This is a genomic window from Mesorhizobium sp. BAC0120 (genome assembly GCF_033542235.1).
In the GTDB taxonomy this organism is placed as follows: Bacteria; Pseudomonadota; Alphaproteobacteria; order Rhizobiales; family Rhizobiaceae; genus JAWRCU01.
The window spans coordinates 115,920-129,488 of record NZ_JAWRCU010000015.1 but is presented as its reverse complement, the minus strand read 5'-3'; the positions used below and the strand labels follow the sequence as shown (position 1 = coordinate 129,488).

The 13,569-nt window shown below is 62.8% G+C and carries 11 protein-coding genes; 3 read left to right on the top strand and 8 right to left on the bottom strand.

The features are described 5' to 3' along the window. Positions 1 to 24: 24 nt before the first annotated feature. Both SAZ10_RS26590 and SAZ10_RS26585 read right to left on the bottom strand, forming a co-directional pair. Complete coding sequence (locus SAZ10_RS26590) at positions 25 to 999, bottom strand: sugar ABC transporter substrate-binding protein (protein WP_318612437.1); 975 nt, start codon at positions 997 to 999, stop codon at positions 25 to 27. Positions 1,000 to 1,068: 69 nt separating this feature from the next. Further along, positions 1,069 to 2,097 (bottom strand): ABC transporter permease, encoded by a 1,029-nt coding sequence (locus SAZ10_RS26585; protein WP_318612436.1) that lies wholly within the window; start codon positions 2,095 to 2,097, stop codon positions 1,069 to 1,071. Between the two features lie 368 nt (positions 2,098 to 2,465). Here SAZ10_RS26585 and ftsZ point away from each other — a divergent pair, with 368 nt between their 5' ends. After that, positions 2,466 to 3,497: a cell division protein FtsZ gene (ftsZ, locus tag SAZ10_RS26580; protein WP_318612435.1), complete on the top strand. Its 1,032-nt coding sequence runs from the start codon at positions 2,466 to 2,468 to the stop codon at positions 3,495 to 3,497. Between the two features lie 67 nt (positions 3,498 to 3,564). Here the strand turns inward: ftsZ and SAZ10_RS26575 are convergent, their stop codons facing one another. The 5 genes from SAZ10_RS26575 to SAZ10_RS26555 all read right to left on the bottom strand — a co-directional run bounded on the left by SAZ10_RS26575 (position 3,565) and on the right by SAZ10_RS26555 (position 9,358). Next, positions 3,565 to 4,536 carry an ABC transporter permease gene (locus tag SAZ10_RS26575; protein ID WP_318612434.1) on the bottom strand — a complete coding sequence of 324 codons (972 nt, stop codon included), beginning with the start codon at positions 4,534 to 4,536 and terminating at the stop codon, positions 3,565 to 3,567. Then, positions 4,526 to 6,112 carry a sugar ABC transporter ATP-binding protein gene (locus SAZ10_RS26570; RefSeq protein WP_318612433.1) on the bottom strand — a complete coding sequence of 529 codons (1,587 nt, stop codon included), beginning with the start codon at positions 6,110 to 6,112 and terminating at the stop codon, positions 4,526 to 4,528. Before SAZ10_RS26570 ends, SAZ10_RS26575 begins: the two co-directional genes overlap by 11 nt. Beyond that, on the bottom strand, positions 6,109 to 7,278 hold the full coding sequence (locus SAZ10_RS26565; protein WP_318612432.1) for a Gfo/Idh/MocA family oxidoreductase: 1,170 nt from the start codon (positions 7,276 to 7,278) through the stop codon (positions 6,109 to 6,111). The genes SAZ10_RS26570 and SAZ10_RS26565 overlap by 4 nt, the downstream gene beginning before the upstream one ends. Before the next feature lie 93 nt (positions 7,279 to 7,371). Beyond that, a complete protein-coding gene (locus tag SAZ10_RS26560) occupies positions 7,372 to 8,493 on the bottom strand; it encodes a substrate-binding domain-containing protein (protein WP_318612431.1) in 1,122 nt (373 codons plus the stop codon). Between the two features lie 37 nt (positions 8,494 to 8,530). Continuing rightward, positions 8,531 to 9,358, bottom strand: coding sequence for a sugar phosphate isomerase/epimerase (locus SAZ10_RS26555; RefSeq protein WP_318612430.1), 828 nt, complete (start codon positions 9,356 to 9,358; stop codon positions 8,531 to 8,533). A gap of 363 nt (positions 9,359 to 9,721) precedes the next feature. Here SAZ10_RS26555 and SAZ10_RS26550 point away from each other — a divergent pair, with 363 nt between their 5' ends. Both SAZ10_RS26550 and SAZ10_RS26545 read left to right on the top strand, forming a co-directional pair. Next, a complete protein-coding gene (locus tag SAZ10_RS26550; protein ID WP_318612429.1) occupies positions 9,722 to 11,077 on the top strand; it encodes an ROK family protein in 1,356 nt (451 codons plus the stop codon). A 19-nt stretch (positions 11,078 to 11,096) separates the two neighbouring features. After that, positions 11,097 to 12,110 (top strand): substrate-binding domain-containing protein, encoded by a 1,014-nt coding sequence (locus SAZ10_RS26545; RefSeq protein WP_318612428.1) that lies wholly within the window; start codon positions 11,097 to 11,099, stop codon positions 12,108 to 12,110. Between the two features lie 173 nt (positions 12,111 to 12,283). On the opposite strand, the gene SAZ10_RS26540 is transcribed toward SAZ10_RS26545, so the two are convergent. Beyond that, a complete protein-coding gene (locus SAZ10_RS26540; protein WP_318612427.1) occupies positions 12,284 to 13,282 on the bottom strand; it encodes a hypothetical protein in 999 nt (332 codons plus the stop codon). Between the last annotated feature and the right edge of the window lie 287 nt (positions 13,283 to 13,569).

The window sequence follows — 13,569 nt, the reverse complement described above, 5'->3', positions numbered from 1 at the left end:
GCGAGCGCCTCCGGCTGGCAAGCCTTATTGGCCGGCCGAGTCGAGGATCTTGTAATAGGGATCGAGGTCAGCCGCCGTGATCACCTTCGCCGGAAGCGGGTTCAAATAAGGAACCGACTTGCCCTCAGCGAGCGCTGCGCCGATTTCGGCCGTCTTCGCGCCCTCTTCGTAGAGGGGCTGGGCGACGAGACCATAAGCGGCTCCGGACTTGATGATATCGAGGTTCTGGCGGATGTAGTCCATGCCGATGATAACGACGTCGCGGCCGGCCTTGCGGGCTGCGCCCGACCAGGTCTGCACGCCGTTACCGGTGGTCGAGAAGGCTCCCGTCACATCAGGGTTGGCTTGCAGGATGCCGACCGCCTTGCTTTCGGCAGCGGAGGGTTCGAAGCCCTCCATCTGGGTGTCGAGTATCTTGATATGCGGATATTTCGCCTTCATCTCGGCGCGGAATGAATCCGACATCACGTTCTCGGTGTCGTTCGAGCTGCCCTGCGTGAGCGCGATGGTGCCTTTGCCGCCGAGCTTCTGGCCCATCGCATCGGCAGCATTGGCGCCGGCGGCCTTGATATCCTCGCCGGTGGCCGCCTTCAGGCCGGGAACCGAGCCTTCGGCCGGCAGCACGTGCCAGGTGACGACTGGCAGGCCTTCGTTGCCGAGCTTGCCGATATAGGGAAAGATCTCGGGCCCGGGCCCGTAGACTGCGACCGCTCCGAACTGGGTGCGAGCGAGCGCTGCCTCGGCGAGCGGAATGCTGGCCGAGACGTCATAGTTCGTAGCGCTCGGATTGCCGACAACCTCACAGGTATAGCCAAGCTCCTTGCACTTAGCGAGGAAGCCGGCCTGCATCAGGCGGTGAACGGGATGGTCGCGCATCGGCTGCACCCAGAGCAATGCCTTCTCGGCCGCGAATGACGGCACCGTTCCGATGCCGGCAATCACCGCCGCTGCTCCCAGTAACGCCTGGAAAATCCGGCATCTGCTGCTGTTCGAGTTCATTGGGCTTTCTCCTCCTTGTATGGCCGAGCAAACGGCCCCGGGACCAGCGATGGCTGGTTTCCTCCGTGTCTATTCCTTGCCTCGCGCCCCGGCGCCGACAGTGAAGTAGCGGCGGCGGGCGATGTCGAGCCCGACGGCGAGCACCATGATCACGCCGACGGCAATCTGCTGCCAGTTGGAACTCACGCCGATGACCACGAGCCCGCTGCTCACCACTTGCAGCAGCAGAATGCCGATGATGCCGCCGGCCAGGGTTCCGGCGCCCCCGAACAGGCTGACGCCGCCGACCACGACACCTGCGATGACGGTGAGTTCCCAGCCGCTGCCGATCGAGGTCGTGCCGGACGAGAGATCGGCCATCACAAACATGCCCGCCACCGCGGCAAGCATGCCGATCGCGATGAAGGCTCCGACCTTGTAGAGATTGGTGTTGATGCCGACGAGGCGGGCGACCTCGGGATTTCCGCCGGTCGCATACATGTTGCGGCCGAGAACGGTGCGGCGCAGGACGAAGTCGGCCAGCACCGCCGCCACGATGAAGAAGGCAAAGCTCCAGCCGAGCCCGAAGACCAGCGTCTGCATCCCGGCTGCGCCCACTGACGGCGGCAGCGGATAGATCGGCGCGCCGTTGGTGACGACCTGGATGAGCCCCTGCCCTATGAAGAGCATGCCGAGGGTCTGGATGAACGCCGGTATCTTGAGCCTGACAACGACCAGCCCATTGACGAGACCGATCGCGCCGCCGGTTGCCAGCCCACCCAGAAGGGCCACGGGAACTGGGCAGCCGAAGCTGGTCATCAGTTTTGCCGAAACCACGGCCGAGAGCCCGGCCACCGATCCCACGGACAGATCGAATTCACCGCAGACGAGCAGCATCGTCTGGCCGATGGCGATGATACCCACGAACGACACGACCTGCAGGATGGCGCGAATGTTCCTTTCGGAAAGGAACGCCGGCTGCAGGAAATAGAAGAAGGCAACGAGCAGCAGCAACGCCGCAATCACGCCGACCTCGCCGATGGCGATCATCCGGATGGCTCTCGCCCGCCACCAATGCGGCCGGCCCTCGGCCGCGGCGCTCTGCACGACCTTCTCCATCCATTCTCCTCCACGCATGCAGGCTACGGCAGCCTGCCTCCTCCGCCTCCAGATGACATCATGCTATTATAATATGTCAACTGCCTTTGATGATGTCGCGACCGACTAAATGCACTATCCCGGAGAATAGCTGGGCATCGGCTGCGCGACTTGCCAAAGCGGAGGCCGGATGGACCACGTCTGGCGCGCCGTCCGGCGCTGCTACTGAGATCATCAATGCGCGCAGGTCACGTAAAAACGCGCATTAGGCCATGGTCGAAGCAGGGCAAGCGGCCTGCGCCAACATCCCTCCTTGCACCGCGCGACTCTATCTGATTCCCTAGCGTTACGGCGATTCGGGGGCGGGACGCTTTCAGGAACGGATGTCAATGAGCGCAACCCCCAGCAAGTCCGAAATCCAGGAAATGAGGCCGAACCTGACCGTCATTGGCGTTGGCGGGGGCGGAGGCAATGCCGTCAACAACATGATCGCGGAAGGCCTGAAGGGCACAGAGTTCATCGTTGCGAACACGGATGCCCAGGCGCTTGCGATGTCGAAGGCGCCGAGGCTGATCCAGCTGGGCACCCTTGTGACCGAAGGCCTGGGGGCAGGCTCATTGCCTGATATCGGTCAGGCAGCGGCCGAGGAATCGATCGACGAGATCATGGATCACTTGGCCGGCACTCACATGTGCTTCATCACAGCAGGCATGGGCGGCGGCACCGGGACCGGCGCGGCACCAGTGATTGCGAGAGCCGCTCGGGCTGCAGGTATCTTGACGGTCGCGGTCGTCACCAAGCCGTTTGCATTCGAGGGAAACCGTCGGATGCAGACTGCCGCCCGCGGCATCGAACTCCTGCGCGAGGCTGCCGACACCGTGATCGTCATCCCGAACCAGAACCTCTTCAGGATCGCGAGCGCGAACACATCCATCAAGGACGCGTTCGGCATTGCCGACAGGGTGCTCTATTCGGGCGTCAGCTGCATAACGAACCTGATCGTCAAGGAAGGCCTCATCAACCTCGATTTTGCGGACGTAAGGACGGTGATGCGAGACATGGGGCGGGGAATGATGGGAACGGGCATCGGCACCGGAGAGGGCCGCGCCATCAAGGCAGCCGAAGCTTCAATCGCCAATCCATTGCTCGATGAAAATTCCATCAAGGGCGCAAGAGGTGTCTTGATATCGATATCCGGCGGCATCGACATGACGCTGTTCGAAGTCGATGAGGCCGCCACGCGCATCCGCGAAGAGGTTGGCGAAGATGCCGATATCATCGTTGGAGCGGTTTTCGACGAAGCGCTCGAGGGTCAGTTCAAAGTGTCTGTCGTTGCCACAGGATTGGAAGCGCCAGCAGCGGAAGCCGATCTCACCGTCATCATGCGCGACCAGGCGGAGCAAACGCACGTGGTTCACTGAGTGCCGGCCTGTACGCATCTTCGCCTCGGCGAAGACGGCTTTCATGATCGTGTATGGTTCGGCATGGTCATTTTCTCGATTGGCTGAGCGCGACGGCCAGGATGATGATTGCGCCGCGGGCGATCAGCTGCTGGCTGAACTCCAGCCCCATCAGGATCAGCCCGTTATTGATAAGGCCGATCATCAGTGCGCCGACGATGGTGCCGATCACGGTGCCGACACCGCCAAAAAGGCTGGTGCCACCGAGAACGGCCGCCGCGATGACGGAGAGTTCATCGCCCTCGCCGAGCTGGAACCGGCCAGACTGCAAGCGGCCTGCATAGAGCATACCCGCGAGCGCGGCCGCCATCGAGGAGATGACCAACACGCGAAATTTTATGGAACGCGTGTCTATGCCCGAGTAGCGCGCCGCGGTCTCGCCGCCGCCGGTGGCCAATACCCTGCGTCCGAAGCCAGTCTTGCGCAGCACGACATGGCCGATTGCGCCGAGCACCAGCATCCAGACCAGAAGTATCGGAATCGGTCCGATGCTGCCGCCGCCGAATATCCACGAGTAGGTACGAGAGATGATCGGCACGGCGGCGGTGTCGCTGATCCACATGGCAACGCCCCTGGCGATGCCCATCATGGCGAGGGTTGTGAGGAAGGAAGGTATGCCGATGCGCGTCGTGAGCAAGCCATTGAAGGTACCGACCACAATTCCGGTCGCAAGTCCCGCGAGCACACCGGACAAAGGCCCGCCAGCGTCGATTGCCATCGCGGTCGTTACCGAAGCCAAGCCCGCCACGGCTCCGACCGAGAGGTCGATCTCGCCTGCGGACAGCACATAGGTCATGGCGGTCGCCATCACCGCGATCATCGCCGTCTGCCGGAAGATGTTGAGCAGGTTGTTGGGGTTGAGGAATCCCTTGTCGTGCAAAGCGATGGCAAACACCAGGAAAATGACGACAAAGCCAATATAGATGATGTTCTGGCGCCAGTTGGCGAGGCCGAGCCTGGTTGCGACGGAGGGCATGTTGGCGGTCTCGCTACTGGACATGGTGATCTGCCTCGCTCCTGGTCAGAGCCCTCTGTATGACCATCTGCAGCTTCCGCTCGGCGGCCTGGAGGCGCATGACGGGGTCATCGCCGGTCGTCTGCGGATCGTCGAGGTCGGCGCGGGCGATGTCGTCCATGACACGGCCGTCCGAAAGCACCAAGATTCGATCGCAAGCCGACAGCATCTCGGAGAGTTCCGACGAGATCATGAGGATTCCCTTGCCAGCCCTGGCGAGCTCGCGCACGAGATGGATGATCTCCGACTTCGAGCCGATGTCGATCCCCGCGGTCGGCTCGTCGAGGACCAGGATCTCAGGAGCCGTCGCCAGCCATTTGGCAAGCACGACTTTCTGCTGATTGCCGCCGGAGAGCGTGCGCACGGCGTGATCGCGCGACGCCGCCTTGATACGCAAAGCCGCGATCTGCTCGTCGGTGAGCTCGCGTGCCCTCTCAGCCGACAAAAAGGCCCCACTGCTCAGCCGGTCGAGCATGGCAAGGGTGACATTCGACAGCACCGAATGTTGGGCGATCACGCCCTGGCGCAGGCGGTCCTCCGGAATGAGGGCCATCCCGGCATTTATGGCGTCCTTCGGCGACGCGATCATCACGGCTTTGCCCGCGATCGCGATCTCGCCCTCGAAGATAGGATCGATTCCCGAAATCACGCGCGCCAGCGCCGAGCGCCCCGATCCGAGCAGACCGGCCAGGCCGACCACTTCGCCACGATGGACGATGAGATCGACATTGCGGGGCTTGACGGCACCGGAGACGTTCTTCAGCTCGAGCAACGGCTCGCGAACCGCCGTCTCGACGCGGACCACATCGGAGAGACCGCGCGAGCGCCGGCCTACGATATGGCCGATCATTGTCTCGACCGGCAACTCTGACAGCGGTGCGGTGATCACGTGGCGGCCGTCACGCAGGATCGTGGCGCGGTCGGCGATGCGCGCAATCTCATCCATGCGATGCGACACATAGATGATGGCGTGGCCCTCAGCCTTGAGCTTGCGGAGGAAGGCGAACAGCCGCTCCACGTCGGCTACCGACAGCGCCGTCGACGGCTCGTCGAACACGAGCACCTTCGCATCCTGCGAGATGGCCTTGGCGATCTCCGTCAACTGACGCTGGCCCGTGCCGAGATCGCCGACCAGAGCTTTCGGATCGACCTCGACTTCGAGCATGGCGAACAGCGCTTTTGCCCGGCGTTCCGCCGTTCGGTCGTCGATGAAGCCGAAAGAACCTTTTGCCTCGCGGGTCAGGAAGACGTTCTGCGCGACAGTCAACGTCGGAATCAGGCTCATCTCCTGGAAGATCATGGCGATGCCGGCACGGCGCGCCGCCTCCGGCGTGTGCTCCGTAAGCGGCACCCCGTCGACCTCTATGGTGCCGCTGTCCGGCACATAAACGCCGTTCAGAATCTTCAGAATAGTCGATTTGCCAGCGCCGTTGCCGCCGAGCAGAGCATGGATCTCACCCTTCTCGACAGCGAAATCGACGTCGACGAGCGCCTTCACGCCGCCGAAGGATTTCGTCACGCCGCGCATGGCCACGGCATGCGCAGGCGCGACGAAAGTCATGGCTTGACCTTCACCCATCCGCCACTTTCGCCGGATTCTATGAGGGCGTCAGCGACCCGCTCGGTCCGGTAGCCGTCCTCGAAATTAGGCGACGGCTGCTTGCCGGAAACAATCGCTGAAAAGAAGTCGAAACACTCGACGATCTTGGTCTCCGAATAGCCGATCCCTAGCGCGGGGATGGGCCATAGGCCCGACCCGTAGGGGTGCGCCGGTCCACTGTAGACGGTGCGGAAGCCTCGTGCATCGGCAGGATCGTCAGCGAACATCACCTGCAATTCGTCACGACGCTCGTAGTTGAAGGCGATCGAGCCTTTCGTGCCGTGGATCTCGAAGGTGATGAAGTTGTTGCGGCCATATGCGTTACGGGTCGCCTCCAGCGATCCGATCGCGCCGTCGACGAATTTGAGGAGCGTGACGACTTCATCGTCGACATCGACCTCGGCCCGCTCGGCGCTGGCATTCTTCTCAGCTGCGCCCAGCTTGTCGAGACCGCTTTTCTGGACCGGCCGCGTTTTGTTGTAAGTGCGCACCAACGAGCTGACCTCCGCGATCTCGCCAACCAGATAGCGGGCGAGATCGACGACATGGGTGCCGATGTCACCGACCGAGCCAGAGCCTGCGATCTTCTTTTGGAAACGCCAGGACAGCGGCGAGTCCGGATCTGCCGACCAATCCTGCAGATAGGTGCCGCGGAAGTTGCGGATTTTCCCGATGCGGCCTTCCTCGATGTATTTCCTCGCAAGTGCGACTGCCGGTGTGCGGCGGTAGTTGAAGGCGACCATGTGGATCACGCCCGCCTTCTTCACTGCGTCCAGCATTGTTCGCGCCTCGTCGCCGGACCGTGCCAAAGGCTTCTCGCAGATGATGTGCTTGCCGGCCTCCGCCGCTGCGATCGCGATAGGTGCGTGGCTGTCGTTCGGGGTGACGATGTCGACGATATCTATGTCGGGCCGGCTCACTACCGAGCGCCAGTCGGACGAGCTTTCCTCGAAGCCATAACGCCGACGACCTTCTTCAGCGAGCTCGTCGGTGACATCGACCACTATCTTGCGCACGGGAAAAGCCGGTGCCGGCCAGAAGAACATCGGCATCGCCGCATAGGCCATTGCGTGGGCCTTGCCCATGAATCCACCGCCGATCATGGCCACGTTGAGAATACGGGACATCGTGTCACTCCGATCAAAAGAGAAAAGGTGCGGCAGGCAGGGAGGCCACCTGCCGCTAGCGCGCGTGGGAGCGCTCAGCGCCCCTGGGAGCGCCTAGTTCATGCTGCCCTTGATCTTGTCCGTGGCTTCCGCGTGGTAGACAGTCTGCCAGGCATCGAGCAAGTTGGCCTTGGTGACAGGCAATGCCGGCAGCGCGACAAAGGGTGGTGCTTCCTTGCCAAGCAGGCCGTAACCCGCGAGCAACGCCTCGGTGACGCCCTGATCGAACGGCCGCTGCGCGCCGAGCCCCTTCACGAAGCCGTCGCCCGCCATGTTGATGGCGACGTTCTCGCCGAGATCAATGGTGGTGATGATCAGGTCGTCGCGACCAGCGGTGCGGGCCGCCGAGATGACGCCCTCGGCCGGCACGTCCCAAACTGCCCAGATGCCATTGATGCTCGGATTGGAGGTGAGCATCGCCGAAGCCGCTTTCTCGGCATCACCCGAGAAGTCCGGTCCGCCGATGCCCTGCTCGGCGACGATCTTGATGTCGGGATAGTCGTCCGCGATAGTCTTCTTGAAAGCTTCGTAGCGCTGCTTCGTGACGAAGAAGTCTGCCGCATGGAATACCAGGCCAATCTCGCCTTTGCCGCCGAGAGCCTTGGCCATCAGATGCGCCGCCGCGACACCGTTGCCGTAGTTGTCGGCCGAAACAGCGCTCACATAATCCTTACCGGCGACGAAGCCGGCGGGCACATTGTCCATGAAGACAAGCTTCACGCCCTTGTCGGCCGCAGCCTTGTAGGCCGAGGCGGTCGCGGCTGGGTCGGTTGGAATGGAAACGATGATTTTCGGGTTCTGCGCCATCACCGTCTCGATGTCGGCAACCTGCTTCTCGGGCTTGAAGCCCGCGTCGGTGGTCGCGATCACCTTTATGCCCATCTTGTCAAACTGATCTTTCAGGCCGGCGACTTGGGCGCGCGACCAGTCGTTGCCGCCGTAGTGCATGACGATCGCGGCAGTCGCCTTCATATCCTTGATCTTGGCCAGTTCCTCATCGCTCAGCGTGATCGACGAAGCAGGCGCAGGGTTCTCGCCGTTCGGCCCCTTCGAGAGCACCGTCTTCTGCAGTTCGGCGAGTGCCGAGTCCGGATCGGCGAGGGCCGGAGCCGAGTAGAGGCTGGTCGCAAGCAGCGCAGCGGCAAACGCGCCGGTGAGCTTTTCCAGATGTTTCATTGTCTTCCTCCCTAATGCGGGCGTGACGCCCTGTAGTTCACTCGAGTTCCAAGTTTTGCCGCAGGTATTGCAGGCTGAGTTCGGCGCCTTCCTTAGGGTCAGGCCAGGCGTCCAGCTCGTTGGTGATCCAGCCGGAGAAGCGCGTTTCGGCGAGCGCAGCCAGGATTGGCTTCATGTCGAGATCGCCGCGATCGATCGGCGTGAAAGCGAAGGGTTCGCGCTGCCACCCCTTCAGGTGAACGTAGCTGATACGGTCCCTGAGTTCCCGGATCTGCTGGGCGGGATCTCCGCCGGCCGCGGCCAGGTGGGCGGTATCGGGGCAGAAATCGATGGCGGTGTGGCGGAAAATCTCGCGAACCTCGTCGGGGCCTTCCACGATTGTTGATAGATGTGGATGATAATGGGCCGTGAGTCCCGCCTCGCGGGCGATGTCGACGACCTTGTCCAGCGCAGCGCCGAGCCGCTTGAAGTCGTCACCGTCGCGACCAGTTGCGCGCTTGGCGCCGCCGCCAACGACCAGATGTTCCGCCTCCAGTTCGGCCGCGGCGGCAGCCGCTCGCTCGATCCGCGCCAGTTCCTCAACGAGAACGTCGGCGAAGATGAAGTTGGCGCCTGAATAGGCCGCGACGAGCGAGACGTCCGACTGGCTCAGTGTGCTGCGAAGCGCATTGTAGCGTCCCTCGTAGTCGAGCAGGTTGCCGTCGAACAGTTCGACGCCTGTATACCCTGCCTCGCCGATCTCCCGGATGGCCCGCTCCATGTCGCCGAATGTGCGATAGGTGAGCTGGGTTATGGAGGTGACGCCGACGGCATTGCCGCCGAGCGCGCCCCAGCAGTTGGCGTGATAGGCGAACTTCACCGGCATCCGTTTCCTCCATGGCTTCGCAACCGGACCAGGCGCCACTCGCCCGCCGGCGCGGCGCGCCGTCTTCGTTGCTGATCAGGAATATCCGGGCGCCGTCTGACGGACGTGCCGTTCGACTGTCGCGCCTGCATGCCTCCCTGGCTCCTCCGAGCCTGTACGAAGAGCTTATGCGTCGTAAAGCGAGATAGTCAACAACCAAAATGCAGAAGTCGGCTAACTTTCGCTGAAAATCTACATAAGTCTGAGCTTGATCCACAAATCGAGGCGCGCTACGCATCGACTCGGACTAGCGCGGCGCGGGAACAGGCAGACCGACAATCGAAACATGCGTGCGATCGAACAGCCAATGACAGGCGCCAACGCATGAGCCGCGGCGACCGCACGAACGGGGAAACGGCTGCGGAGCAGAGTTCAGGTCGGTCCCGCATCAGCACTTCCAGCCAAAACAGCCTGACGGTCCTGCTCAACCTCGTGCGGACGGGCGCTGCGACGACACGCTTCGAGCTCGAGCGGCAATCCGAGTTGGGACGCGCCATCGTCGCTGACCGGCTCTCCACTTTGATCCGGCTCGGATTGGTCGAGGAGGGCGAACTCGGGCAAGCTGTCGGGGGACGAGCGCCGCGCCATGTTCGCTTCCGCACTGGCGCCGGAGTGATCCTGGTCGCGATGCTCGATCATTCTTCCCTTGCAGTCGGAGTTTCGGATCTCGCCGGCCGCCTGCTTGCCGAGCATCATGAGGCCGTCGAACTGGCGGCGGGGCCCGAACCGGTGGTCGAGCGTCTGTCCACGCTTTTCAATTGGATGCTCGAGGAGCACGGCACCGATGCCGGCGTCTGGGGCGTCGGCTTCGCCGCGCCAGGGCCGGTCCTCAAGCGAGATGATCACCGGCTGTTCGCACCCGTCCTCAGCGCCTTCCAGAACTGGGACAGTTTCCCGTTCGTCGAGGAGCTTGCCTTGCGCGCCGACGCGCCCGTCTGGGTCCGCAGCGGAGTGCAGACGATGACCATGGGCGAATTCAAATCGGGCAGCGGGATCGGGAGCGACGATATGATCTTCGTCAAGCTCGGCCGATCGATCGGCGCCGGTGTAATCTCGCGAGGAGCGCTGCACCAGGGCGCGCATGGCGCTGCAGGGATGATTGGATTCACATCCATCGACGGCGAAATCCTCGAGGCAATCGCCGGAAGTGAAGCTATCGCTCGGGAAGCTCACCAAGCGGCTGCCGCCGGACGCAGCCCTTATCTCGCGGGCGTTCTGGCGCGCACCGGTGAGGTCACCGTGACCGATACCGGCCACGGCGCCCAGCTCGGCGACGGCTTCTGCATCGAGCTCCTGGCGCGTTCGGGCCGCGCCGTCGGCGAGGTGTTGGCGCCGCTCGCAAACCTGCTCAATCCGTCTCTGATCGTGCTTGGGGGCAGCGTCGCCCAGACCGGAGATATCCTGCTCGCAGCCGTCCGCGAGGCGGTCTACCGCCAGTCACATCCCCTGGTGACGCGGGACCTTCGCATTGTCCGTTCGCAAATGAGCGGCTCGGCGGGCCTCGTGGGCGCCGCTCAGGTCGTGGTCGAGGCGTTGTTCGAGCCGAAATTCCTGCAAGGATGGATCATGTCAGGCTCACCGCGCGAGCATCCCGAAAGCAAGGATTTCCTCGCACGCGCCGCCCTGGCGTTGAAAAGCCAGCCGCTGAGGCCCAAGCCGCCCGGACAAGTCGTCGCGTAGATCCATGGAGAGCCTGAGGATGTCGATTACCGGTCTTGGCCCGCATGGCGAGAGGGCGGTTCCGGCTGGCCAGGTGACCGTGTCGGAAGTCGACGCCGATGCCGCGCGCAAGCGCCGGTTTTCCGTCGCTATCGTTCTCCACACGACTGCCAGTGACTGGGCCAAGGAGGAACTCGCAGGGATCGCGATGACGCTCGGCCGCTGCGGAGCAGCGGTTGTCGAGGTAGTCGACTGCGGGTTCGATGCCAACAAGCAGGTCACTGCGCTCGAGCGGTTGGCCCATGAGCCGGTCGACGCGGTGGTGTCGATCCCGATCGGCAGCAACCGCGTCGCCGAGGCACACCGAGCCATTGTCACCGCCCGAAAGAAGCTCGTCCTGCTCGATAATGCGCCGACCGGAATGTTGCCGGGAGCCGACTACGTGAGCGTCGTCTCAACCGACAATTTCGGGCTTGGCGAGATCGGCGCCGACTTGCTTTCTCCGCATGTGCCGCAAGGTGGCACTGTCGGGATCCTGGCCTACGGCATCGACTTCTTTGCCACCCACGAGCGCGAGATCGCCTTCCGCAAATGGATGGGCGCCCATCGTCCCGATCTCGCGCTTGTACGCGGGAAGTTTCCCGACGTCTCGGGAGCCGAAGCGGCGACGGCCGAGCTGCTCCAGAATCATCCGGGGCTGTCGGGATTATTTGTGGTCTGGGATGTTCCCGCGATTGCAGCTGCGTCAGCCATCCGTGCTGCGGGCAGAATAATTCCCATGAGCACTGTCGATCTCGGCAACCATGCAGCAGCCGAACTCGCCGCCGGCAAGCTGATCAAGGGGATTGCGGCCCAGCAGCCCTTCGATCAGGGAATCGCAGCCGGCGTCGCGACGATCCTCGGCCTGCTCGGACGCGAGCCGCCGCCATGGATCGCGCTGCCCGGGCTCGCCGTTACTGCCGACAATGTGGTCGAGGCATACCAGGTCGTCTGGCGCGCCCCGGCTCCCGCTGAGATCATCAATGCGCGCAGGTCGCGCAGCGACGCCCGCTAATTCGCCGGCCTGCCGAAATCGGTGAGATGGCAGGCGGCGACGCGTCTGCTGGACCGGCTGGGGGCGTCGATGCGAGCGGACGGGACGAGGCCCGCGGGATTCTAAGGGATTTGGAAACGGCACGAGCCGGTATCTGATCCAGGGCGAAGCCCTCCGGATCCCAGGCACAGATTTCACGGCTCCTTGCAAATCGGCAATGGCTGTGGCGGTAGGGCCGGATGATCCCTCTCGTATCGGGCGATGATCGGCTCGAGCGTCTTTCTTGACCAGAATTTCGGTGAGCCGATTTGCTTCAGGCAGGATGCGTTCCAATAAAGTCCGGCCTGCGACAAAGGACGTCCGGCCGCCACCGACTGTGCGACGGCGGCGATATCGCTCGATTCAGGATAGATGTAGAGCGTGGTCGGATTGCCCTGCACCATCCGGATGATCTGCCTGGCATCTGAGGGCGACCAACTGGTGCAGCCGTCGCTGCGGCCGCCGGTGTAATCCACCAGCTTCCCGAACGGGACGTACCCGTCCTTGTCTGCATAAGGACTGGTCGCGATTTTCCTGAGACACATTGACTTGAGCACCTCGGCAGCGTGCCCGCCAATGGCGCGCTTTCTGGCGTTTGCGGTCTCGCCTTCGCCGTCGAACTGCACGAAGGTGCGCTGGAAGACCAGGTCCCTTTTCGTGGAGGCGCGGTAAAAGCCCTTGAAGGATTCTTTTGTCTCGCCGGTCACATAATCGCCGCCGGTTGTCAGGTCGGAATCCTGCGCATTGCCGAAGTTCTTCACGCACTGCTTTCCGTTAGCGAAATTCGCGATGCCTTTCAGGCTCCACCCGCTGCCATGGCCTGCCGAAATGGCGCGAAACGACCGATGAGCTTCGCAGATGATATAGAAGCGCCGCCCGAGCTTGCCGCCACCTAGATCGCCGGGGCGCGTCGCGTCCATGGCGAAGTAGCACGGGTTCCTGACCACGCCTTCACTCACTTTCCGGAGATAGAGCGCGCGGGCTCTCTGCAGCACCGGCAGAGCGATCTGGCCGTCGCCTTCGCCAATATGAGAATTCAGCCAGGCCGGAACGCCCGAGGGCTGCCCGGCGGCTGCCGATCGTGGCGACGTTGATAAGATGGCCACAACGGCGAAGAAGCTAAAGATAATTGAAAGCAGGGACACCAACCGCACGGATCAATTCTCCCCTCGAAGCATCTCGGGATTGATTGCACTTGCCCGAGTCGGCGATGGAATTCTTACCATACTTTGCCCGTCGCCGGGCGCCGTTACGTTCAACCGGTCGAACGTCGCACAGCGCCGCTGACAAGATAGCAGCAGCGCCGAAGGAATTTGGCTTCTGGTGACGAGCAAAGGCCGTCCGCCCAGAAGGCGTTCCACACCCCATCGATCTTGCTGCGAAGGTCCCTGTCAGCATCGATTCTCGATTGCCTCTCGCGTTTTGTGAAAGTCCAACCCCA

What these genes read in the sequence shown, in the direction of transcription:
- SAZ10_RS26575 (WP_318612434.1), bottom strand. Translation starts at nt 4,536, where the DNA reads ATGTCCAGTAGCGAGACCGCCAACATGCCCTCCGTCGCAACCAGGCTC.
- SAZ10_RS26565 (WP_318612432.1), bottom strand. Translation starts at nt 7,278, where the DNA reads ATGTCCCGTATTCTCAACGTGGCCATGATCGGCGGTGGATTCATGGGC.
- SAZ10_RS26555 (WP_318612430.1), bottom strand. Translation starts at nt 9,358, where the DNA reads ATGCCGGTGAAGTTCGCCTATCACGCCAACTGCTGGGGCGCGCTCGGC.
- SAZ10_RS26570 (WP_318612433.1), bottom strand. Translation starts at nt 6,112, where the DNA reads ATGACTTTCGTCGCGCCTGCGCATGCCGTGGCCATGCGCGGCGTGACG.
- ftsZ (WP_318612435.1), top strand. Translation starts at nt 2,466, where the DNA reads ATGAGCGCAACCCCCAGCAAGTCCGAAATCCAGGAAATGAGGCCGAAC.
- SAZ10_RS26545 (WP_318612428.1), top strand. Translation starts at nt 11,097, where the DNA reads ATGTCGATTACCGGTCTTGGCCCGCATGGCGAGAGGGCGGTTCCGGCT.
- SAZ10_RS26560 (WP_318612431.1), bottom strand. Translation starts at nt 8,493, where the DNA reads ATGAAACATCTGGAAAAGCTCACCGGCGCGTTTGCCGCTGCGCTGCTT.
- SAZ10_RS26550 (WP_318612429.1), top strand. Translation starts at nt 9,722, where the DNA reads ATGAGCCGCGGCGACCGCACGAACGGGGAAACGGCTGCGGAGCAGAGT.
- SAZ10_RS26585 (WP_318612436.1), bottom strand. Translation starts at nt 2,097, where the DNA reads ATGGAGAAGGTCGTGCAGAGCGCCGCGGCCGAGGGCCGGCCGCATTGG.
- SAZ10_RS26590 (WP_318612437.1), bottom strand. Translation starts at nt 999, where the DNA reads ATGAACTCGAACAGCAGCAGATGCCGGATTTTCCAGGCGTTACTGGGA.